The following is a 23,640-nucleotide window of genomic DNA, read 5'->3' as shown; positions in this document are numbered from 1 at the left end:
CGTCAGACCGCGACGCTGTGCTGTTCGGTTGTGCTCCGGAACGCCGGATCGATGCGTGCAGCCAGATTGCGGACATAGGGGCGCCCGGCTTCGGTCAGCGTGATCCGGCCGTCGTCGATTCGCACCAGGGCTTCAGCAAGCATATCCTTGGCAAGGTCGACAGGGTCGCCTGGCTCAACCTCGGTCTCGAACTGGCACAGCAGGTTTGCGATACGCGAGGCGACGGCCTGTTGGGCCATTGATCGCCCGACGCCGCGCACAATCATGTCGGCATTGCTCGTGACAGCGTTGGCGTAGCGCACGGGGTTGGGTTCGGTTTGCACATATCCCTGCGGGCACTCACTGATCGCCGAAGCGCCCAGTCCGATCAGAATGGTCGAAGGGTCGGTCGTATAACCCTGGAAATTGCGACGCAGCGAGCCATCACGGGCGGCTCGGGCGAGCGGGTCTGCGGGGCGAGCGAAATGGTCGAAACCGATCCGCTCATAGCCGGCTTCGCTCAGGGTGTGGTTTGCAGCCAGCATTTGGTCGAACCGTTCAGCCGCTCCGGGCAGACGCTCTTCGGGGATGGCGCGTTGGTGTTTCTTGAACCAGGGTACATGGGCGTAGCCAAACACGGACACGCGGTCTGCTCCCATTCCAGCGATGGCGTTCGCCGTCTCGCAAACGCGCGCGACGGACTGGGCCGGCAAGCCGTACATCATGTCCATATTGATCGCCGAAATGCCGACCGCCCGCAATTTGTCGGCGGCGGCCTGTACGATCTCGAGGGGCTGGATCCTGTGGATCAGCTTCTGGACCTCGTGGGAGATGTCCTGGACGCCCAGGCTGGCACGGTTGACCCCGGTCTGCGCCATGGCCTGGCAAAGCTCGGAGTCCAGCCCCCGAGGGTCCAGTTCGACCGCAATTTCCGCGTCCGGGGCGACATTGAAGCTGGCCCTGATCTGCTGCATGACGGCCCGGAATTCTTCCGGCTTCAGCATGTCGGGAGAGCCGCCACCAAAATGAATGTGACAGACCCGACCGTCCGGCGGGGCGCTCTCTGCTCGCCTGCGAATGTCGATGTCGAGCGCGGCCAGATAGTGCTCGACCCGTCGATGTGCGTTCGGGATTGTGGTGTGACAGCCACAATACCAGCACATGGATTTGCAGAACGGGATGTGGACGTAGATCGACAGGGCAGGGTTTTTGTCTTGCTGCGTCATCCAGCGCTGCCAATCCGCCAGACCGACCTTGCCGTGAAACTTCGTGGCGGGCGGGTAGGAAGTGTAGCGCGGAACGGCTTCCAGCGCGTATTTGGCAATGAAGCGTGGCGCGTCGTCAGGCATGCGGACCAGTCCCCTCAATTTATTTGCGAGATTATCCGAGACCTGCCTGCACCGGCATGCGCCCAAAGAGCGCAGGCTGCCGGGTCCTCCCGCGGGGGATTGTGGAGTTCAAGGTCGACCGTTCGAGCTCGACATGTTAGGGGTAACATCATCGTAAGAGCAGACGCTCTCAGGCTCTGGAGCGTCAAGCAGGAAGCCGGATATGGCCGAACTTGTACCCGTCGAACCGTTTGATATCGTTGTCTTTGGTGCAACAGGGGATCTTGCGCTCCGCAAGTTGATCCCGGCGCTGTTCCATCGTTGGTGTGACGGTCAGATCTCCGACGACAGCCGCATTGTCTGCGCCTCTCGTGACAGCATGGAATCCAGCGCGTTCCAGGAACTGGCTGCCACACATGTAATCACCGCAAAGACCACGAGCGAACGCAAGACGTCCTGGGCCGAATTTGCGGCCCGCCTGACCTATGTTTCCGTGGATGCCGATAGTGAGTCAGCTGGCTGGACGGACCTTGCCGCTGCGCTCGATCCGGATGAAAGCAAGATCCGCCTGTACTATCTGGCCCTGCCGCCCTCGATCTACGGCTCGATCTGTGCCGGGCTGGCCGCACACAAGCTGAACACGCCGAACGCCCGCATCGTCCTCGAGAAACCCATAGGGTCGAACTACCACACTGCCCGCGCGATCAATGACAAGGTCGGTGAGGTCTTTCGCGAGAACAACATTTTCCGCATCGACCACTACCTGGGCAAGGAGACTGTCCAGAACCTGCTGATCCTGCGTTTTGCCAACTATCTGTTCGAGCCGATCTGGAACGCCAATGGTATCGACCACGTCCAAATCACGGTCGCGGAGTCGCTGGGAGCCGGAAAACGAGCCAGCTATTACGACCGGTCCGGCGCCTTGCGTGACATGGTCCAGAACCACTTGCTTCAACTGGCCTGTCTGGTCGCCATGGAGCCGCCAGCTTCCCTCGATCCGGACGCCGTCCGAACCGAGAAGCTGAAGGTCCTCAAGGCCCTGCGCCCGATAACGGCGGCCAATGTCAGCCAGGATGTGGTGCGCGGGCAATACCAGTCCGGCGCTGTCGATGGCGAGACCGTTCCCGGCTATGCCGAGGAAGTCGGGCATGCGAGCCAGACCGAGACATTTGTCGGTGTCCGGGCGCATGTCGACAATTGGCGCTGGGCGGGCGTTCCCTTCTACCTGCGCACCGGCAAGCGAATGGCCGCGCGTCGTTCCGAGATCATCGTCCAGTTCAAACCCATACCGCACGATGTGGTCGGGGCGACCGAGGGCGCGATGCGTCCCAATCGCCTTGTTATCCGCTTGCAGCCGGATGAGGGCGTCAAGCTGATGCTGATGACCAAGGATCCGGGGCCGGGCGGACTCCGCCTGCGTTATGTGCCGCTCAATCTCGCCTATGCAGAGCATTTCGACCACGACTATCCGGATGCCTATGAGCGGCTTTTGATGGCAGTCGTTCGCGGAAATCTCAGCCTGTTCATGCGCCGCGACGAAGTCGAGGCGGCCTGGCGCTGGGTCGACGGCATCATCCAGTCCTGGGAAGACAGCCAGTCCAAGCTTTATGGCTACCAGGCCGGCACTGACGGTCCGACCCAATCGGCACTGCTGCTGGCCCGAGAGGAAAGGGAGTGGTTTGATGGCCTTGAAGACTAAGCCAACGATCGGGCTTACCGTGCACGTCGACAAGGTCGCGATGGCGGATGCGCTTGCGGGGTCGATTGCGACTACCCTGGCCAACGCTATCCGGGAACGTGGCGAAGCGGTGTTGGCGGTGTCCGGAGGGTCAACGCCCGAAGCCCTCTACAAGAGGCTGGCCAAGGCTGATCTGGACTGGTCCCGTGTCTGCGTTGTGCTGGTGGACGAACGCTGGGTCGAGCCGGGAGAAGCCGGGTCCAATGAAACCTTTCTGCGCTCGACGCTGATGACTGACAGGGCCGCGAAGGCCCGGATGGTCGGCCTGAAGGCGCCGGGCGAGACACCTTTGGACGGGCTGGTCGACGTGACAGAACGGCTGTCGGACATACATTTTCCGCCCGACGTGGTCATTCTTGGCATGGGCGATGACGGTCACACGGCGTCCTGGTTCCCGCGTTCCGACGGGCTGGACGCGGCACTGGCGGAAGCCGGTCCGCCAGTTTGCGCGATCCGTGCCAAGCAAACCGCAGTCACCGGCAGCCTGACTGATCGCATCACCCTGACCCGAGCGGCTCTGGCGGGCGCTGGACTGAGCCTTCTGCTGATCGCCGGCGAAGGCAAGAAGGCGGCCCTGGAAGCGGCTCTCGGTGATGGACCGGTTGCCGATATGCCGGTGCGGGCGCTGTTGCGATCCCAATCCGACCGGCCCGATATTCACTGGACGCGCTGAGCGTCCGCACGAACGGAAGACGATCATGACCCAGACGATCAATTCGACGCTCGACGCCGTCACTGACCGCATCCGCGCGCGCAGCGCGCCGACCCGCGCCGCCTATCTCGCCCAGGTCGCCGCCGCACGCGAAACCGGCCGCAACCGTTCAACCCTGTCATGCGGCAATCTTGCCCATGGATTCGCGGCCTGTGGTGGCGACGACAAGCGCGCCCTCAAGGATGGCGGTTGGGCCAATGTCGGCATCGTCACCGCCTATAATGACATGCTGTCCGCGCATCAGCCCTTTGGCCCCTATCCGGACCAGATCAAGAAGGCGCTCAATCAGGTCGGCGCCGTGGGGCAGGTGGCCGGCGGTGTCCCGGCCATGTGCGACGGCGTAACCCAGGGTCAGCCGGGCATGGAGTTGTCGCTGTTCAGCCGCGACGTGATCGCCATGTCGACCGCGGTAGCGCTCTCCCACAACATGTTCGACGCCGCGCTGTGCCTTGGTGTATGCGACAAGATCGTGCCGGGCCTGATGATCGGGGCGCTTCGCTTCGGGCACCTGCCGGTCATTTTCGTGCCGGCCGGGCCCATGCGATCGGGGCTTCCCAACCCGGAAAAGGCCAAGGTCCGGCAGCTCTATGCCGAGGGCAAGGTCGGCCGGGACGCGCTGCTGGATGCCGAGAGCAAGAGCTATCATTCGCCGGGCACGTGTACGTTCTACGGCACCGCCAACTCCAATCAGATGCTTATGGAAATCATGGGGTTGCACATTCCCGGTGCAGCCTTCGTCAATCCGGCCGATCCGATGCGGGCCGCCTTCACGCGTACTGCAGCACAGCGCGCCGCGGCCATCACAGCGGACAAGCCTGACTATGCGCCGATCGGCGAGATTGTCGATGAGAAGGCCTTGGTCAACGCGATTGTCGGCCTGCACGCGACCGGCGGTTCGACCAATCACACCATCCACCTGATCGCCATCGCCCGCGCTGCGGGGATACTGATCGACTGGAGCGATTTCGACGACCTCGCATCAGTGACCCCGCTCTTGTGCCGCGTCTATCCAAACGGCCCGGCCGACGTGAACCATTTCCATGCGGCCGGCGGCCTGGGCCTGGTCATTCGCGAGCTCCTCGATGCCGGACTTCTGCACGATGACGTCAAGACCGTGATGGGTGCCGGATTGCGTCGATACGCCAGCGAGGCCTTTTCCGACGGAGACGGATTGACCTGGCGGCCGGTCGAAGGGGGCACGGCCGACCTGTCCATTGTCCGACCGGTTTCCGAGCCTTTCTCCGCCGATGGCGGCCTGAAATTACTCGACGGCCCGCTCGGGCGTGCCGTAATCAAGGTGTCGGCCGTGGCGGAGGCGCATCGCGTCGTTGAAGCCCCGGCGATCGTATTCGAAAGCCAGGACAGCTTCCTCGATTGCTTCAAGGCCGGTGATCTGGACCGGGATTTCATCGCTGTGCTCCGCTTCCAGGGGCCGCGGGCCAACGGCATGCCGGAATTGCACAAGCTGACCCCCGCGCTGGGCTCGCTTCAGGATCGCGGCTTCAAGGTTGCGCTGGTCACCGATGGCCGCATGTCCGGCGCGTCGGGCAAGGTTCCGGCAGCCATTCATGTCAGTCCGGAGGCTGCGCTGGGCGGTCCCTTGGCCCGGGTTGTCGACGGCGACATGATCCGCCTCGATGCCCGGACCGGTGAACTCTCCATCGTCGCAGAAGGGTTTGACGGGCGTGCGCCGGCAGTCGCGCCCAGCACCATTCAGGCCGGCATGGGCCGTGAGCTGTTTGCCGGTTTCCGGCAGCTGGCCGGTCCGGCTGAAGAAGGCGCTCTGGCCATTCCTGACCTGGTCGCGGCGTCACCAACCGACGCCGGATTGATTCCGGCCTGAACCGCCATCATTCTGCCGCTAAGGGTCGCCAACTTGCGGCAGTTGAAGTGGACAAGCGGTGTCATGCGTGCGGATGGATTGATGGCGGGCCTGGCCCTGGGCCTTGCGACTTTCTTGGGCGTTTTCGTCGGAGATTCGGCATCGGCCGGCAGTCGCGCCCTGGCCTTGGCCAGCGTCGTTGATCCGGCTCAAGAGACCCAAATCAGCGCCCGTTATGACTCTTCAGTACTGATCTTCAAGGTCGGTGAGATCACGCTCAATGCCCGCATCAGCGAGACAGGGTATCGGGCCGACAGTTTCATTGAAGCCGCCGGCCTGGCCTCGCTGTTCACTGATTTCGATATCCGGGCCGAAGTCAGCGGTCGCGATGGACCTGGCGGGCGTGAACCCGTGGTCTACGCCCATACTGAGCGAACGGGGACCAAGGTGCGCGCGGTCCGTGTCGACTTTGCGGCAGAGATTGCCCAGTCCGATGTGGAGCCGCCATTCGGGTCCTTGGGAGTGCCACCTGCCAGTGACAGTGACCGCACCGGCGTCATTGATCCGATGACAGCATTTTTCGAACTGTCCCGACGGATGGAACACGGCGAGGGCTGTGAAGGGCGGCTTCCGGTCTTTGATGGCAAGGCCCGCTATGATCTGAGGCTTGAAACGGTTGGCACACAACGCGTCCGGACCCGGGGTTGGCGGGGCGATGCCCTGGTCTGTCATGCCTGGTATGAACCCATCTCGGGTTATGATCCGGAAGACTATCCCAGTGAGGCGGAGCTTCGACATCCTTTGGTGCTCTGGCTGGCCCCGGTCGTTGGAGAGGGCGGTTACCTGCCAGTTCGCCTGCACACACGGGCCGGCTTCGGCGGCGTGACCATCGAATTGATGCGCCTTGACGTTGCTGGCCCTGCCCCCACCTGACGCGGTTTTTCACCGGACGTGACGGCCATCACACAGGGTCCCGCCGCATTGGTATAATTTCATCCTACCGCTCATTGAGCGGCCCCAAACCCCGTGCCCAGCTTGCTGTGCCGGGAACGGCGGGGCGCAGGACCTTGCCCATGCGAAGCCCCAACTTCGCCTTGCGCCCCGTCGCTAATTGGTCCGTGATACCGGTCAATACGTCAGCATTGTCTTGGTGATGCCGCCTGCGTTCGCAGCGGCTGGCAGCGGTCCTGCCGCTTGCCTGTCAGCCAGCGGGTTGCGGTTACCAATCTCCGCGATTGGCCCTGAAATATGTTGAAAGTCCGGTATTGAACCGGATCCTGCTGACCGCTTGCGGTTGCACGCATGGCGCGAAGCACCAATGATGGCTATCCGCGGTTCGGGGATAGGTGATGAGTGTGGGCAAGCGCTACAAGGCGTTCATCAGTTACAGTCATCGGGATCAGGATTTTGCGCGCTGGCTGCATCGCCAGCTCGAGACCTATGCCATTCCCCCGCGACTGGTCGGGCAGGATACCGGGCATGGTCCAGTGCCGCGGCGACTTACCCCGATTTTCCGCGATCGCGAGGACCTGGCCGCGACCCGTGATCTGACGGCATCCGTGCGCGAAGCGCTGGCGAAGTCCGATGCGTTGATTGTCGTTTGTTCGCCGCAAGCGGCGGCGTCGCGCTGGGTGAATGAAGAGATCCGGACTTATCGAAACCTCAACCCGGACGGAATCGTCCTGGCTGCGATCGTGTCCGGCAACCCCGATGCAGACCCCGAAACCGAGCCTGGCGAGACCTGCTTCCCACCCGCGCTTCTTGAGCCGGGCGCGGATGGAGCCATCTCGGAGCCGGTAGCCGCAGACATGCGCCGACAGGCTGACGGGCGACGGATGGCATTGCTGAAACTGGTGGCCGGGCTGGTCGGCGTCAGTCTCGATCAGCTCATCCAGCGTGACCACCAGCGCCGACAACGCCGCGTGACGGTCATCACAGGCGCCTCTGTACTGCTTTCTGTAATCATGGCCACACTGACGCTGCTCGCTATCTCGGCAAGGTCCGAAGCTGAGCGGCGCAAGGCCGAGGCCGAGGACCTCATAGAATTCATGTTGAATGATTTGCGAGACAATCTTGAGCCGGTCGGACGTCTGGACGTGCTGGACGCCGTCGGAGCCAAAGTGATCGAGTATTATGATGGCCAGGGCGCAGTGGCGATGACGACTGACGAGCTCGGTCGACGTGCGCGGGCCTTCCATCTGCTGGGTGTCATCGACAGTGCCCAGGGTGATCTGGAGAACGCTTACGAGCATTTCCGAATTGCCTACCAGTCAACCAGCCGCATCCTCGCCGTTGAACCGACGATGGGCGAGCGGGTCTATGAACATGCGCAAAGTGCCTATTATGTCGGGTATTTCGCATGGCGGCGGGGCGATCTGGACACGGCCGAGCTGCGCTTCGGCGAGTATCGTGATCTCGCTTACAGGCTGATCGAGATCAATCCCGACAATCTCGAATGGCAAGCCGAAGTGGCGTATGCCCATTCCAACATGGGAGCCTTGTTCGTGGCCCAGCGGCGTTGGCTGGATGCCCGGACGGCAGCGACCTCGGCGCTCGAGCAATTGCGTACCATGGCTGCGGATCGCCCGGATAATGATCCCATCTGGGTGGAAGTATCGGAAACGCTGGCCTGGGTGGCCTCGATTTCGGAAATCACCGATGGGCGCGATGCAGCGATTGCCACCCTGGGTGAGCAATTGGCGCTGTATGAAAGCGGCCGTGTCGATGCGACAGATGACTGGCGTGTTCGCCGGTCTGTCATTGCCGCAGAGTACGCCCTGGCTCGATTGCTGATTGCGCCCGGTCGCCAGACATCGGCTGAAGACCTCCAGCTCGCTCTGGAAATTCTCGAGCCGGCTTCACTCGAAGCGTCCGCCCTGATTGCTCACGAACCGGAAAACCTGGAATGGCGTCTGATCGGTGTGCGCCAACGCCTGTGGCAGGCACAGGCTGAATTACTGGCCGGGCGCATTGAAGCTGCCCGAAATGCCTATGTCGCCGCGACCGGCTTCATGGCCCATGAGGCCTGGGGGGCGGCCGAAGGGGCGCGCTTTGCCGTCAGTCGCCTGCATGCCAGCCTGATCGAAGGGCGGATCTTTGCCGCCCGCGGTGACTTGGCTGCGGCGCAGACCTCGATCGAGCACATGTTGGCCACATTGGGTCAGGTCGACGACTGGTCGGGCGCGGTAGACCATGCACCCTATTATTATGCGGCCGGCGCAAACACGCTTGCGGATGTCCTCGAAGCGCAGGGCAATCACGCCGAAGCCAACCAGATTCGCGCGGAAATCGTGCGCCGACTCGAACCTGTCCAGGATCGCATTCGCAGTGATTCCGCGGCCGAGCTTCAATACGCCCGGATGACACTCGAGGCGGCCTTGTCGAGTGCGGAGTAGGGTTTTCGACTCAGTCACGGGACGGGCCCGAGACTGTCATGAGGGACAACCAAATGGCTGTGATCGACAAGGACGCATTTGACGGGTCTATCATTCAGAAAGAACTATTGGCCGATTGTGGTCAGGCGCCGACGCACACGCAGATCAGCCTGATCGCTCGGGCCAGCGACGGTTTCACGGTCATGAATGGCAGCGATGCCGGTCGCGAAAGCTTTGACGATACGGAGATCGCCCAGATTTTCGTTGTCTTCGCCGAGACAGTGAAGGCGTTCAGTGATGCCGACGCCTCGACCCTGAGGACGGCCGTCGCAGCAGCGCTGGCGGGCATGTGGACGCCCTGCAGCGCCGTGCTGCCTTGTCCCTTCGATCAGCATGTGCACGGGCTTACCCGGATGATTTTCAATATCCATGTGCCCGGCTGGGGGTTCGAAGATGCGCGTATCAAGTTCAAGGGCGTCGATCCGACCGGTCAGTTCTGCGGACTGGACTGGCTGACCCTGAATGGTGAAAACTGCAAACCGTACAGTTTCCAGATCCAGACCCAACCGGTCGAGGCGCCTGCCGACTATGAATTCGCGCTCTTCATCAACGCGTCCCAGGATGCCGGAAACCAGGCGACGCGGGTCATTATCGACCCAATTGCCCGTCTCACACCGCCCTGATCAATCAGCCAGTGGGCGTTGCGCTGCCATTGCCGGGGACGCCCGGCATGCGTGATCGGATCATTGACCGTTTCAACCAAGGCGATCTCGCGCGGGCCTATGACCTTTGCCAGGAAGGCCTGCTCGGTCAACCGGATGATTATTGGCTCAAACACCGTGCGGTGCTCTGTTTGATACGGTCGGGCGCGCTTGAACGGGCGGCGAAGGCCTATCAGGACTATCAACTCGAGACCATCCGTCATGACGAGGACTGCCTGGCCGTGGGAGCCCGTCTTCTCAAGGCCCTGGCGCTTGAATCCTCAGGCCGCGCTTTCGCCCGCCTCGCGCTTGAAAGCGCCGAAAAATATGCCGATGTCCACGCCCGGACCGGGGGCCATTATCCAGCCGTCAACGCCGCCAGCATGTACATGCTGGCAGGGCGGTCGAGCGATGCGGAGACCTATGCGAGACGGGTTCTCTATGGTGACTTCGATACTGTCTCCGATACGCCGGAACAGGGCTATTATCGCTACGCGTCACAGGCAGAGGCCTATCTTCTGATTGGCGACCTGCATTCCGCGCGATCGACATTGCGCGAAGCCTTCCGACAGGATCCGGCGAACTATCTCGCCCATGCGACCACGCTCCGCCAACTAAGATTGCTGGTGTCCGTCCTGGGTCTCGATTCTGAATGGTTGGCACCTCTTGAACCACCGCGCCCGGCGCATTTTGCGGGTCATATTTTCGGAGTGGGTGAGGCAGCGGGCTTGGTGGAGCCCCGGCAGGAAGACCGCTTGCGGGAAACGGTCGACCTTCTGCTTGCGCGGCACCATGTCGGTCCCGTCTATGGCGCCTTGGCAGCCGGGTCGGACATTGTCGTCGCCGAAGCCGCGCTGGCACGTGGGTGCGAGCTGAACCTGATCCTTCCCGTGCCGGTTCCGGTTTTTCTCGACGCATCAGTGCGGCCTTTCGGCGAGGCATGGGTCAGCCGGTTCGAGACCTGCCTCCGGCAGGCAGAGAAGGTGGTCGAGCTGACGACAGATCGGCGTATTGCCTCACCGGAGGCGCTCAATTTCTCAAGCCTTGTCGCGATGGGGATGGCCCGAATGCGCGCCAATGTCCTGGCCACGACGCCGCTTCAACTCCTGGTCGCTGATGACGATCAGGCCGAGGTGGCGCCAGCCTTTGGCACCCATCATGACAGCCATGTGTGGACCGCCTGCGGGCTTGACCAGGTCCGCGTTCGCTACCCTGGCACGCGGTGTGCCGGGACTAGCCAAGCGAAGGCGGGGCGTGTCCTGGAACCGGGGTTCCGCGCGGTGATGCGGGCGATGCTTTTTCTCGACATTGCCGGCTCATCGTCCGTTCCCGATGACAGGGTGCCACACTTCGTCCAGAGCGTGCTCAAGCCGCTTGCCGAGTGCTGCGACAGGCTCGCGGCGCCGGCAGTCCATGCGGACAGTTGGGGCGATGGCATGTTCCTGGCGTTCGAAACGGTTGAGCAGGCGGCCATCGCCGCAGACGCGCTGCGTCAGGTTTTCGCGGCCATCGATCTGCGGGCACATGATTTGCCACCGTCGGTCGGCTTGCGGATCGCCGGTCATTTCGGGCCTGTTCATGTGGGCGAGGATCCGCTCCAGAAACGTCCATCCCTTTTTGGCGGTCAGGTCGCGGTTGCAGCCCGGATCGAGGCGGTGACCGTGCCGGGTTCGGTGTTCGTCAGCGAGGCCTTCGCGGCGGCCCTGGCCATGTCATCGACCGGCTTTCGCAGTGAGTATGTTGGCCATATCCGCATCGATGCGTTGATGCCGGAGCAGCGGTTGTATTCGCTCCGGGCGATGGCCCGGGACGCTGTCGTAGGTTTGCAGGTCCGGGCGTCAGCTCGATCCGCGCAGGCGATCTAGCTGGTCCGGGTCGACCAGTTCGATCCGGCTCGTCAGCTTTTTCAGCAAACCCTTGCGCTGCAGGTCGTTGATCGTGCGCGACGCGGTTTCACGCGTTGAATTGACCCGCAGGGCCAGCTCCTTCATCGAGGGCGCCGGTTCGATCACGCGGGCGGTTCCGTCCGTGCCGACCGGCCGGGACATTCGCAACAGCTCGGCATAGATTCGGCCGGGTGCTGACAGAGCCGACAGCTCGAACATGCGTTGTGTCGTGTGCTGGACACGGCGGGCGAGCAGGCGTGACAAAGCCAGCCCGATCTCTCCATGTCGCCGGACCAAGCCAAAGAAAGCCGATCCTTCGAATACCGCGAGATCGCAATCGGTTTCAGCGACAATGCCGGAAATTCTGGGCGAACCGGTAAGGGCTGCCAACTCACCGAAAACGGCGCCTGACTCGAAGGCGTCCAGCCAGATTTCCTGACCGTTCTCGGATAGCAGAACCACACGGGCGCGGCCCTGCAAAAGCAGGAAGACCCGGTCATCAGCTTCGTCTTGCGCTATGATGACAGTTCCGGGCGGGACCTGCGCACGCTCTGCCTGTCCCACCATGTCGAGACGAGTCGAGTCATCGAGGATCTCGAGACTGGCGAGGGCGGCATTCCAGATCGTGTCGAGCGTCATGCATACTCCTGCCGGGGCAAACGATGAGACCCGTCGGCGGACAAGAGTGCCGAATCTAGCCGCCTTTATCGAAAATGCCAGCAAATTCGGTTGCTTGTGTGGTATTGAGCGTGAATTTGCGTCGTCAAATCCCGAAATGGGGTTTAGGCTTGTGGGCATACTGTGATGGGGAGGATCTCATGCGGCGCGTGATAGTGATGGTTGTCGGGCTTGGCGCTCTGCTGGCGGCTTGTAGTGGGAGTGAGCCCGCGATCGAACTGGCGGAGGGCAGCTCTGGGCCTGACTCTCACGGTTTCAATCCGGCGTCACCTTCGACGATTGCCGCCAACCGTCGAGAGGCTGTCCGGATCGGCGCGATCACCTCGGATGATGAGGCCCTGGCTGTGCGCGGTCTCATCGGGCGGGATGAAAATCTGGAAATTCGCGATCCAGACGGTGGCGTCATCTGGCGCGCTGCCGACTATGATTTCCTGTCGGAACCACCCGTCGCAAGCGTCCATCCTGGCCTGTGGCGGCAGGCCCGCCTGAACAATCATCATGGCCTGTTCGAGGTGGTCCCGGGTATCTATCAGGTGCGCGGATATGATCTGGCCAACATGTCGGTGATTGAAGGCGAGAGCGGCCGCATCATCATCGATCCGCTGACCTCGGTCGAAACCGCGCAGGCCGCGATGGCCCTGGTCAATCGCGAACTGGGCGAGCGGCCGGTCAGCGCCGTCATCCTGACCCACTCCCATATTGATCATTTTGGTGGTGTTGGTGCGGTGGCGGGGCCCGACACGCCGATCATCGCCCCGGCCGGCTTCCTGGACGCTTCGGTCAGCGAGAATGTCATGGCCGGTATCGTGATGGGGCGGCGGGCCGGCTACATGTACGGCACCCAGCTGCCACGCTCCCCGCGCGGCCATGTCGGGTCGGGTCTGGGCAAGCATCCCGCCCTGGGCACGCACACCATTGCCCGACCCACCCATGTGATCGACCGGACGGGTCAGACTCTGGAAATCGACGGGGTGCGTATGGAATTCCAGTATGCTCCCGATACCGAGGCACCGGCCGAGCTGACGGTCTTCTTCCCTGATCTCCAGGCCTGGTGCGGCGCCGAGCTGGTCTCGCGCACCCTGCACAATCTCTACACCTTGCGCGGCGCCGAGGTTCGCGATGCGCTGGCCTGGTCGGGCGCGATCGACGATGCGCTGCGCAGTTTCGGTCCGCGCACGCAGGTCATCTTCAATTCCCATCATTGGCCGGTCTGGGGTCAGGACGAGGCGGCCGATTTCCTTGTAGCCCAGCGTGATGTCTACAAATTCATCCATGACCAGACGCTACGCCTCGCCGCGCAGGGCCTGGGGCCGGACGAGATTGCCGAGACAATTTCCCTGCCTGAGGGTCTGGCAGAGGTGTTCGCGGTCCAGGGCTATTACGGCACGCTCAAGCATAATGCCCGGGCCGTCTACCAACGCTATTTCGGCTGGTATGATGCCGTGCCCGCCCATCTCGACCCGCTGCCGCGCACGGCTGCGGCGCAGCGATATGTCGAGGCGATGGGCGGCGTCGATGCGGTCGTCCGGATGGCGCAGGAGGCGCATGACGAGGGGGATGACCGGTGGGCTGCCGAGCTGGCGCAGCACGCCGTCTTTGCGGCGCCGGATGACGCCATGGCGCGCGACGTCCTTGCCCGGGCCTATGAGCAATTGGGTTATGCCGCTGAGTCGGCGCCCTGGCGCGACGTCTACCTGACCGGCGCCCATGAATTGCGCAACGGGGTGGCGGCCCTCGATGCGACGGCGGCCGGATCTGCAATCCTCAACGAAATCCCGCTCGACATGTTCTTCGCAGCGATGGCGACGCGGCTGGACAGTGGTCGGGCGGCTGATCGTGACCGAAGCTTCAACTTCATCTTTTCAGACGTGGGTGAGACCCATGTCGTCAGCCTGTCCAATGGCGTCATGCATCATCGCCAGGTCACATCCTTGGACGATGCGGATGCGACGGTCACGCTGACACGGGGTTTCTGGTTGCGCCTGTTGCAACAGGAGGCGGGCCTGATGGACATGATCGGCTCGGAGGACTTCGCGATCGAGGGTGACCGTCTGGCCCTGCTCGGGTTTTTCGCCATGCTGGAGCAGCCACAAGCCGATTTTCCGGTCGTCACGCCGTAAGGCGCTGGTCTGGGGGCTTTTCCACGCGTGGCAAAAGCTGGTTTAGTGTTTGTTCAATCGTCCCGGGGGTTTTTCATGTTTCGCGCCATTCTTGCTGCCAGTGCTGTCCTGATCTCCGGAGCCGGAGAGGTCCTGGCGCAGCCATCGCCGTTCGAGGCGCGCTACGATCCGGCGATCCCGGATGCACGGGCGACTTTCGGATACGCGTTCGGCGAGGAGATTACCCCGCCGGAAGATGCCATCGATTATCTCTACACGCTTGAAGCGGCCGCGCCGGACCGGGTCGAAGTGGTCGAATATGCCCGCAGCTGGGAAGGCCGCCCGCTGGCCTATGCCGTCATCGCCAGCCCCGAGGTGATGGCCCGTCTTGATGATATACGCTCCGGACTGGCCAGCCTGGCCGACCCCCGTGGTCTTGATGCCGCCAGTCGCCAGGCGCTGATCGCCGACCTGCCGGCCGTTGTCTGGCTCTCCTATGGCGTGCACGGCAACGAGATTTCATCCACCGATGCCGGTTTGCGCACGGCCTACCATCTGCTCGCGGCGCAGGATGACCCGACCGTCGAGACCATCTTCGCCAACACCATTGTCGTGGTCGATCCGACCCAGAACCCGGACGGTCGCAACCGTTTCCTCCAGTCTTTCCGCGCCGCACGCGGCCTTGAGTTCAGCGGCGATCGCTATACCGCCGAGCATGACGAGCCGTGGCCGGGCGGTCGTTACAACCACTATCTTTTCGATCTGAACCGCGACTGGTTTGCCCGCACCCAGCCGGAAACGCGTGGCCGCACCGACGCGATCCTGGAATGGCGCCCGGTTGTCGTGGTTGATGCCCACGAGATGAGTGGCGACAGCACTTATTTCTTCGCCCCGTCGGCGGAACCCTTCAATCCCGAGATTGTTCAGTCCCAGCGTGATGCCCAGGGTCTGATCGGCCGTAATCACGGGACTTGGTTCGACCGTCTCGGCTATGCCTATTTCACGCGCGAGGTCTATGACGCCTTCTATCCGGGCTATGGCGATATGTGGCCAACCCTGCAGGGCGCGGTCGCGATGACCTATGAGCAGGCGTCGGCCCGCGGCCTGGCCTGGCGCCGCCGCGACGGTTCGACCTTGACCTATGCGGACGGCGTCAATCACCACTTCGTGGCCAGCCTGTCGACCGCCCAGGTCGTGGCCGAGAACCGCGAGCGCTTTCTCAACGATTTCGTCAATTTCCGTGCCAGTGCCTCGACGAGTGCCGACGATCCGCAAGCCATGCTGTTGTCGCTGTCCGGCAATCGCTGGGGCGCGGAACGCATGGCCCGCAATCTCGCCGCCCAGGGCATCGAGGTGGGTCGCGTTGAGCCGGGCACGTCGGCCTGCGGTACGCGGTTGGACGATGGCGGATTCCTGGTCCGCTTCGACCAGCCAGCCGGGCGCCTTGCCCGAACCTTGCTGGAGGCCACCACGGACCTTCCGGCCGACTTCATGGTCGAGCAGGAGCGTCGCCGGGCCGACGGGTTGGGTCATGAGCTGTATGACGTGACCGCCTGGTCATTGCCTCTGATGAACAATGTCGATTCTGCCACCTGCCGTCGTTCGCCGACCCTGGCGACTGAAGCGGTTGATCCGGAAATGCCGATCGAACGCGTCACAACGCAGCACAGTGCCGAGTGGGGCTATGTCATCGCCTGGACCGATGCCGGACAGGCCCGCTTTGTGGCGGCTCTGGCGCATGCCGGCATTGCCATGCGCACGACCGACCTGGCTTTCCGCATCGGTGACCGAAATTTCCCGCGCGGCTCGGTCGTCGTGCCGCGCCATGGCGCGCCCGATGACCTGGACGCATTGATGAACCGTCTCGCCGCGGAGAGCGGCGCCCGCTTCGAAGGCATGGCCACCAGCTGGGTTGATGAGGGCCCCAATCCGGGCAGCTCGAATTTCCTCGCCCTGCGAGCGCCGCGTGTCGCCATGCTCTGGGATGCCGGTACCGACCCGACCTCGGCCGGCGCGACACGCTATGTCCTTGAGCGTCGCCACGACATTCCGGTCTCGGTGATCCGCACCCGTTCCGTCGGGCGGGCACAGCTGGACAATTATGATGTCCTCATCGTCCCCGAGCAGGGCTATGGCGGCCTGTCGAGCACGCTCGGCTCGTCGGGTGCGCGCGCGATCAGCGAATTTGTCCGCGAAGGCGGTGTGCTGGTTGGTCTCGGCGATGCCACCCGCTGGCTGGCGTCGGCTGATGTCGGCCTGATCCCGGCCCAGCGCGAGCGTGCCGCCGACACGCCGCGTGATGGGGCCGCTGCATCCGGGCAGGTTGTTGACGGTAGCGTTCTGGCCAATGAGGCCGAGCTGCGCGTGCTGGAAGCGACGGCCGGTTCCATGCCGGAATCCTCGCCGGGCGCGCTGGTGAATGTGGTCGCCAATCCCAATGCCTGGATGGCCTCGGGATATGATGGCGGCGCCGCGGCGCTGGTCACCGGCTCCGACATCTATGCGCCGGTGGCGATGGATGATGCGACGACGGCCCTGCGCTTTGACGAGCGCGACGCGCTGCTCGCCGGCGGGTATCTGTGGCAGGAGTATGCCGACCAGTTGGCCCTGAAGCCCTTCGTCCTGTCGACCAGCCAGGGCGCCGGACAGGTCGTGGCCATCACCCAGTCACCGACCACACGCGCCTATCTGGAAGGCCTCGACCTCTTGCTCCTCAACGCCATCCTTCTCGGCCCGGCGCATTCACGAGCGCTGCGATAGCGGTCAGCCCTCGATCTCCTCGCGCAGGGCTTCCAGTTCGAGCCAGCGGTCTTCCTTGTCGGCGCGGTCCTGCATGGCTTCGCCGAGGCGTTTGGAGACGGCGGTGAAGCGGGCGCTGTCGGCGAAGAGTTTGGGGTCGGCCATGTCGGCTTCCAGGCGCGCGATTTCCTGGCTGAGTTTCTCGATCTCGTCGGGCAGGAGTTTGAGGGCGTAGCGATCCTTGTTGGCCATGCGGCGGCGTTCCGGCTTGGCCTCGGCGCTGGCGGTCGGCTTGTCGGCTGACTTGCCGGATTTGCCGCCAGACTTGTCGAGTGCGCTGACGCCGGCGCCGCGCTGGGCGACCATGTCAGCATAGCCGCCGGCATATTCCTGCCAGATGCCATCACCCTCGGCGATGATCACCGAGGTGCAGCAGCGGTCGAGGAAGTCGCGGTCGTGCGAGACCAGGAAGACCGTGCCGGCATAGTCCGCGATCAGGCCTTGCAACAGGTCGAGCGTCTCCAGGTCGAGATCATTGGTCGGTTCGTCGAGGACCAGCAGGTTGGACGGCAGGGCCAGCGCCCGCGCCAGCATGATCCGCGCCCGCTCGCCGCCCGACAATACATGGACCGGCGTATTGGCCTGCTCCGGCGGGAAGAGGAAATCCTTCATATAGGCGACCACATGCTTGGTCTTGCCACCGACTTCGACCTGGTTGCCGCTGCCCTGGGTGAGGGCTTCCGACAGGGTCCAGTCATCCTTCAGGGCGACGCGCTTCTGGTCGAGCGAGGCGATTTCCAGCTTGGTACCGAGGCGGACCGAGCCGCTGTCCGGCGCCAGCTGGCCGGTCAGGATGTTGAGCAAGGTGGTCTTGCCGGCACCATTCGGGCCGACCAGCCCGATACGGGCATTGCGGGCGATCTTGGTCGAGAAGTCGCTGACAATGGCGCGCTCGCAATAGCTCAGCGAGACGTTCTTGGCCTCGGCGACCAGCTTGCCGCTTTCATTGGCGTCGGAGACTTCCAGCTTGACCTGGCCTTGCGGTCCGCGATGGTCGCGGCGCTGTTGCTTGAGGGCGTGCAGATCACCCAGGCGGCGCACATTGCGCTTGCGCCGGGCGGTGACGCCATAGCGCAGCCAGTCTTCCTCGCGCACGATCTTGCGGTCGAGCTTGTGCAACTCGTCCTGTTCCTGTTCCAGCACCGTGTCGCGCCAGGCCTCGAAACCGCCAAAGCCCTGGTCGAGCTGGCGGGTCTGGCCGCGGTCGAGCCAGACGGTCTTGCGGGTCAGGTTTTCCAGGAAGCGGCGGTCATGGCTGATCAGGACGAGGGCCGAGCGGCAATGGCGCAGCTCCTCTTCCAGCCATTCAATGGCCGGCAAGTCGAGATGGTTGGTCGGCTCGTCCAGCAGGAGGATGTCGGGATCCGGCGCCAGCGCCCGGACCAGGGCCGCGCGGCGGGCTTCGCCGCCGGAGACCTGCCCGGGTGTTTCCTCGCCGGTCAGGCCGAGTTTTTCGAGCAGATAGTCGGCCCGGTAGTCGGCATCGCCGGGTGCCAGGCCGGACATCACATAGTCGCGGATCGTGGCGTGGGCCGACAGGTCCGGGTCCTGCTCCAGGTAACGTACCGTGGCCGAGGGGTGGACAAAACGGTCACCCTCATCGCACTCGACCAGACCGGCCGCGACCTTGAGCAGGGTCGACTTTCCCGAACCATTGCGCCCGACCAGGCACAGGCGTTCGCCTTCATCAACCTGCAGGTCGGCACCCGCGAGCAGCGGCGTCACGCCGAAGGTGAGATGGATGTTCTGGAGGGTGAGGAGAGGTGGGGCCATGTGTCTCCGCATACAATCGCGAAGGCTTGCGGTCACGTTGTTCCGGCAGGAAACACGCCCAAAAGCGCTTGGGGGGGACAATCAGGGTCACGCGTCCCTCTGGCGCCGATCCTGAACAAAGCCTCATTTGCGCCATAATGGGGCGCGGCCTAGGTTGGCGCCCAGGGACAGGAGAGGGACGCGGGCAAAGCCGGCGCAATAACATCATGCTGACGATCAAGAATCTCACGAAAACCTATGGCAATGGCGTGCGTGCCATGGACGGGGTCACGCTGGACATCCCCAAGGGCATGTTCGGCCTGCTCGGCCCCAATGGCGCCGGCAAGTCGACGCTGATGCGCACCCTGGCCACCCTGCAGGCCCCCGACACAGGCGAGGCGACCTTCGGTGAGATCGATATCGTCAAAAATCCCAAGGCGCTGCGCGCCACGCTGGGCTATCTGCCGCAGGATTTCGGCGTCTATCCGCGCATGTCGGCGCGGGCCATGCTGGACCATCTCGCCGTCCTCAAGGGACTGACCAATACCAAGGAACGCAAACAGGTTGTCGAATCCCTGCTGGAACAGACCAATCTGACCCAGCACGCCAAGAAGTCGGTCGCCTCCTATTCCGGCGGCATGCGCCAGCGTTTCGGTATTGCCCAGGCCCTGCTGGGTGATCCGCAGCTGATCATCGTCGACGAGCCGACCGCCGGCCTCGACCCGGAAGAGCGCAACCGTTTCCACAATCTCCTGTCCGAGATCGGCGAAAACGTCGTGGTCATCCTGTCGACCCATATCGTCGAGGACGTGTCCGACCTGTGCCCGAAAATGGCAATCATGAACCAGGGCAAGATCGTCGCCCAGGGCGTGCCGGCCGACCTGGTCGAGGCAATTGAGGGCAAGGTCTGGTCGAAGACGGCCGCCAAGTCCGACCTCGCCGAGCTGCGCACCCGCCACAATGTCATCTCGGAACGCCTGACCATGGGCCAGGTGATGATCCGTGTCCTGGCCGACAGCCAGCCGGGCGATGATTTCGTGTCGGCGGCTGCCGACCTGGAAGATGTCTATTTCTCGACCATCCGTGGCGGCCAGTCCGCTGCGGCAGCGGCTTAAGTCTCAACCCAGCAGAAAGGAGCACATCATGCTCTCCAAGATCGCAGGGTTCGAGATCCGCTATCAGCTTTTCTCACCCGTCTTCATCGCGGTTTTCGCGATTTTCTTCCTCCTCGTCTTCGGCGGAGTCACCATTGACCAGATCCAGGTCGGCGGCGGCGGTGCGACCAATATCAATTCGCCGAACGCGTTGACCGTCAATGTGCTGATCTTCTCGCTCTTTGGCGGGCTGATACCGGTCGCCTTCCTGTCGTCCGGTGTCATCCGGGACAAGAGCTTCAAGATGGAAGAATTGTTCTTCTCACGCCCGATCAGGGAGTTCGATTTTGTGCTCGGGCGTTTCATTGGTGGCTTCGTGGCCACCGCGCTGTGCTTTGCCGTCGTGCCGATCGCCTTCCTGATCGGCTCGGTCATGCCCTGGCTGGACCAGGAATTGATCGGTCCGACGCGCCTGGACTGGTATGTCTATGTCTACGCCGTGATTGGCCTGGTGAATATGTGGGTGGTTGGAACCATCCTGTTCACCGTCGCCAATTTCACCCGCTCGACCATGATGGTCTGGGTCGGATTTGTTGCCCTGCTTGTCCTGTATCTCGTCGGGTCGATCATCGCCCGCCAAGAACCGGCCTTGCGCGAAACGCTGGCCCTGATCGATCCGTTCGGCCTGAATACGTTCAATGAGGCGACCCGTTACTGGACCGCGTTCGAGCAGAATTCCCAGGTCATCCCGTTCGAAGGTACGACCTTGGCCAACCGGTTTCTGTGGATCGGGATCGGCGCGGCCCTGCTGGTGCTGAACCTGGTCACCTTCCGTTTCCGGAGCGGCAATGCCGGTGGCGCGGCCAAGCGGAAATCTGCTGTCGCGACAGCCGGTTCCCGGCATGCCATTGCCGACATTGAGTTGCCGCGCGTCACTCCGACGCTTGGTGCAAAGTCCGCGCGGCAACAATTCTTTGCCCGTGTCGATTTCGAGGTCAAAGGCGTTGTGTTCAACATCGCCTTCTGGATCATCCTGGCCCTGGGACTGTTCAATACGGTGCCGGGATTCTTCCTCGCCAACGGGCTTTACGGAACGGACAATTTTCCGACCACCCGGATCATTATGGACACGATCAATGGCGCTTTCGGCATCATTCCGATCGTGGTGGTGATCTATTACGCTGCCGAGTTGATGTGGCGTGAGCGGCGCTATGCGTTCAACGAGATCACCGAATCCACACCGACGGAAAGCTGGGTCTTCATCACCGCGAAATTCGTGGCGATGACCGTGGTCATCATCTCGCTGGCCCTGGTGGCGATCATCGCCGGCATGCTGTCGCAATTGGCGATGGGCTATACGGTTCTGGAAATCAGCCAGTATGCGATCCGCGGCGTGATGGAACTCGTCCTGCCGTCGGCCCTGTTGTCGGCCCTGGCGATTTTCCTGCAGGTTGTCTTCAACAATCGCTGGCTCGGCATGGCCGCCATGCTGGTCTATTTCGTGATGTCCCTGGTGATGAGCCAGGTCGGGTTTGATCACAGCCTCTACCAGTATGGCTTTTCGCCCGGGGCGCCGTATTCGGACATGAATGGCTATGGCCACTTCCTCGGCATTTCCCTGTGGTTCATGGCGTATTGGGGTTTCTGGGCCCTGCTGCTGATGGTCTTCGCCTATCAGCTGTGGAGCCGCGGAGCGCTGACCCCGATCAGCCAGCGTATCGGCCGCCTCTTTACCGGCTATTCGCCGGCAACAGCGCTGGTCGCTCTTGTCGCCGTCGTCGGCGGCGGTGCGACGGGTGGCTGGATTTTCTACAACACCAATATCCGCAACACCTATATCTCCGGTCCTGACCAGCGGGCCATGGCGGCGGAATATGAGCGTCAATACATTCACCTGCAGGACTTGCCGCAGCCGCTTGTTGTCGACACGAACATCAATGTCGACATCTTCCCGGCGCAGCGGCGCTATGCCGCGACAGGGCATTATGTCCTCGAAAACCAGACCGATGAGGCGATCGACACGCTGTGGATTTCCTATGGTCCGGGCACGACGATCGTCGAGCACGCGGTTGAAGGCGGTGAGCTGGCCTCATCGGATGAGCGCTTCTACCTCTATTCCTTCGACCTCGGCACGCCGCTGGAGCCTGGCGATACCCGGCGTTTCGACTTTTCCGTCGAACGCAATAATCCGGGCTTCCGCAATTCGGGCAATGTTTCCTCGGTCGTCTACAATGGTGCCTTCTTCAACAATGGCGAGTCGATGCCGATCATCGGTTTCAATGAAGGTCGCCGCCTGACCGACCGGCAGGATCGCCGGCGGGAAGGATTGGAGCCGGTTGAGCGGGCTTATGCCCTCGAGGATGAAAGCCATTGGGACGAGAATTACATCGGTGGCGGCTATACCGGCTTCCGGACGATCGTCTCAACGTCTCCGGACCAGATCGCCATCGCGCCGGGCTATCTCCAGCGTGAATGGGAAGACGGAGGGCGTCGTTATTTCGAGTATGTGATGGATCGTCCGATCCTGAATTTCTTCAACTGGATGTCTGCCGATTACGCGGTTGCGGAACGGCAGCAGGACGGCGTCGATTTCCAGGTCTTCTACCATCCCGACCATCACTGGAATGTCGAGCGCATGCTCGAGGCCGGTGAGGATTCCATCGCCTATTTCTCGGAGCATTTCAGCCCGTATCAATACCGGCAATACCGCATGATGGAGTTCCCGGCCTATGCGAGCTTCGCGCAGTCCTTCCCGAACACGATTGCCTATTCGGAAAGCATCGGCTTCATCGCCGACCTCTCGGATCCGCAGGACATCGACTATGTCTACTACGTCACCGCTCACGAAGCGGCGCACCAGTGGTGGGCGCACCAGGTCATGTCGGCGAATGTTCAGGGCGGTACGATGCTGGTCGAGACCTTCGCCCAGTATTCGGCCCTGATGGTGATGCGCCAGGAATATGGCGAGGACCATATGCGCCGCTTTCTGAAATACGAGCTCGACAGTTATCTGTCGGCGCGTGGCTCGGAGGCGATCGAGGAGCTCCCGCTCTATCGGGTCGAGAACCAGGCGTATGTCCATTACCGCAAGGGTGCGGTGATCATGTATGCGCTGCAGGACTATGTCGGTGAGGACGTGGTCAACCGCACCATGCAACGCCTGATCGCCGAGCGGGCCTATTCGTCCGACCCCTACGCGATCACGCTCGATTTCCTGCGCTTGCTGCGCGAGGAGGCCGGGCCCGAGCATGAGGCGATGATCCATGACTTCTTCGAGCGTATCGTCCTGTTCGATCTCAATGTGACCTCGGCCACGGCGAGCGAACGCGATGATGGTCGCTGGGATCTGGTGCTGGAAGTCGAGGCTCACAAGTACGAAGCCGGCGGCGATGGCGAGCAGACCGAGGAAGACATCGACTACATGATCGATATCGGTGTCTTCACGGAAGATCTCGACGATGCCTATGAAGGCTCGGGCCATGTGCTCTACATGGACAAGCACCGCATCAACGAGACCACGATGCGGATCGAGTTGATCGTCGACGAGCAGCCGCTCTATGCCGGCATCGACCCGTACAACAAGCTGATCGACCGCAATTCGGATGACAATCTGATGCCGGTCACGATCGAATAGACCGGCGCTCAGCGGCAACGGAAGAGCCGGGCCTTCGGGTCCGG

14 protein-coding genes and 2 pseudogenes are annotated in these 23,640 nt (G+C 62.6%); 12 read left to right on the top strand and 4 right to left on the bottom strand.

Annotation, left to right across the window (positions count from 1 at the left end; genetic code table 11):
* Nucleotides 1-2 precede the first annotated feature (2 nt).
* A complete protein-coding gene (gene hemN, locus MMAR10_RS13640) occupies nt 3-1,328 on the bottom strand; it encodes an oxygen-independent coproporphyrinogen III oxidase (protein WP_011644573.1) in 1,326 nt (441 codons plus the stop codon).
* Nucleotides 1,329-1,530: 202 nt separating this feature from the next.
* On the opposite strand from hemN, the gene zwf reads away from it, so the two are divergent.
* From zwf to MMAR10_RS13605, 7 genes are all read left to right on the top strand, one after another.
* A complete protein-coding gene (gene zwf, locus MMAR10_RS13635; RefSeq protein ID WP_011644572.1) occupies nt 1,531-3,006 on the top strand; it encodes a glucose-6-phosphate dehydrogenase in 1,476 nt (491 codons plus the stop codon).
* Entirely contained in the window at nt 2,990-3,718 is a 729-nt protein-coding gene (pgl, locus tag MMAR10_RS13630) for a 6-phosphogluconolactonase (RefSeq protein ID WP_011644571.1), read from the top strand. The genes zwf and pgl overlap by 17 nt, the downstream gene beginning before the upstream one ends.
* Before the next feature lie 25 nt (nt 3,719-3,743).
* Nucleotides 3,744-5,600, top strand: a complete 1,857-nt coding sequence (gene edd, locus MMAR10_RS13625) for a phosphogluconate dehydratase (protein WP_011644570.1) — start codon at nt 3,744-3,746, stop codon at nt 5,598-5,600.
* A 63-nt stretch (nt 5,601-5,663) separates the two neighbouring features.
* Nucleotides 5,664-6,512: a DUF3108 domain-containing protein gene (locus tag MMAR10_RS13620; protein WP_049755755.1), complete on the top strand. Its 849-nt coding sequence runs from the start codon at nt 5,664-5,666 to the stop codon at nt 6,510-6,512.
* A 416-nt stretch (nt 6,513-6,928) separates the two neighbouring features.
* Nucleotides 6,929-8,974 (top strand): toll/interleukin-1 receptor domain-containing protein, encoded by a 2,046-nt coding sequence (locus MMAR10_RS16480; protein ID WP_011644568.1) that lies wholly within the window; start codon nt 6,929-6,931, stop codon nt 8,972-8,974.
* A 53-nt stretch (nt 8,975-9,027) separates the two neighbouring features.
* Nucleotides 9,028-9,636 carry a hypothetical protein gene (locus MMAR10_RS13610; RefSeq protein WP_011644567.1) on the top strand — a complete coding sequence of 203 codons (609 nt, stop codon included), beginning with the start codon at nt 9,028-9,030 and terminating at the stop codon, nt 9,634-9,636.
* A 47-nt stretch (nt 9,637-9,683) separates the two neighbouring features.
* On the top strand, nt 9,684-11,519 hold the full coding sequence (locus MMAR10_RS13605) for an adenylate/guanylate cyclase domain-containing protein (RefSeq protein ID WP_011644566.1): 1,836 nt from the start codon (nt 9,684-9,686) through the stop codon (nt 11,517-11,519).
* Here MMAR10_RS13605 and MMAR10_RS17340 read toward each other — a convergent pair.
* Nucleotides 11,493-11,702 carry a helix-turn-helix domain-containing protein gene (locus MMAR10_RS17340; RefSeq protein WP_369697150.1) on the bottom strand — a complete coding sequence of 70 codons (210 nt, stop codon included), beginning with the start codon at nt 11,700-11,702 and terminating at the stop codon, nt 11,493-11,495. The two genes, MMAR10_RS13605 and MMAR10_RS17340, sit on opposite strands and share 27 nt — an antisense overlap.
* Nucleotides 11,703-11,757: 55 nt before the next feature.
* On the opposite strand from MMAR10_RS17340, the pseudogene MMAR10_RS17335 reads away from it, so the two are divergent.
* Nucleotides 11,758-11,832, top strand: a pseudogene (locus MMAR10_RS17335) (hypothetical protein); the annotation flags it as partial.
* Between the two features lie 2 nt (nt 11,833-11,834).
* On the opposite strand, the pseudogene MMAR10_RS17330 reads toward MMAR10_RS17335, so the two are convergent.
* Nucleotides 11,835-12,107, bottom strand: a pseudogene (locus tag MMAR10_RS17330) (cyclic nucleotide-binding domain-containing protein); the annotation flags it as partial.
* A gap of 251 nt (nt 12,108-12,358) precedes the next feature.
* Between MMAR10_RS17330 and MMAR10_RS13595 the strand changes: the two are divergent.
* Both MMAR10_RS13595 and MMAR10_RS13590 read left to right on the top strand, forming a co-directional pair.
* Nucleotides 12,359-14,338: an alkyl/aryl-sulfatase gene (locus MMAR10_RS13595; RefSeq protein WP_011644564.1), complete on the top strand. Its 1,980-nt coding sequence runs from the start codon at nt 12,359-12,361 to the stop codon at nt 14,336-14,338.
* A gap of 75 nt (nt 14,339-14,413) precedes the next feature.
* Nucleotides 14,414-17,077 (top strand): M14 metallopeptidase family protein, encoded by a 2,664-nt coding sequence (locus tag MMAR10_RS13590; RefSeq protein WP_011644563.1) that lies wholly within the window; start codon nt 14,414-14,416, stop codon nt 17,075-17,077.
* Between the two features lie 3 nt (nt 17,078-17,080).
* Here the strand turns inward: MMAR10_RS13590 and MMAR10_RS13585 are convergent, their stop codons facing one another.
* Complete coding sequence (locus tag MMAR10_RS13585) at nt 17,081-18,889, bottom strand: ABC-F family ATP-binding cassette domain-containing protein (RefSeq protein WP_011644562.1); 1,809 nt, start codon at nt 18,887-18,889, stop codon at nt 17,081-17,083.
* A gap of 206 nt (nt 18,890-19,095) precedes the next feature.
* Between MMAR10_RS13585 and MMAR10_RS13580 the strand changes: the two genes are divergently transcribed.
* Together MMAR10_RS13580 and MMAR10_RS13575 are read left to right on the top strand one after the other, a co-directional pair.
* Nucleotides 19,096-19,983 carry an ABC transporter ATP-binding protein gene (locus tag MMAR10_RS13580; protein ID WP_011644561.1) on the top strand — a complete coding sequence of 296 codons (888 nt, stop codon included), beginning with the start codon at nt 19,096-19,098 and terminating at the stop codon, nt 19,981-19,983.
* Between the two features lie 28 nt (nt 19,984-20,011).
* A complete protein-coding gene (locus MMAR10_RS13575) occupies nt 20,012-23,596 on the top strand; it encodes an ABC transporter permease/M1 family aminopeptidase (protein ID WP_011644560.1) in 3,585 nt (1,194 codons plus the stop codon).
* Nucleotides 23,597-23,640 lie beyond the last annotated feature (44 nt).

The organism is Maricaulis maris MCS10 (assembly GCF_000014745.1).
Classification (GTDB): Bacteria; Pseudomonadota; Alphaproteobacteria; order Caulobacterales; family Maricaulaceae; genus Maricaulis; species Maricaulis maris_A.
The sequence above is the reverse complement of the archived record's forward strand: the minus strand, read 5'-3'. Positions and strand labels throughout refer to the sequence as shown.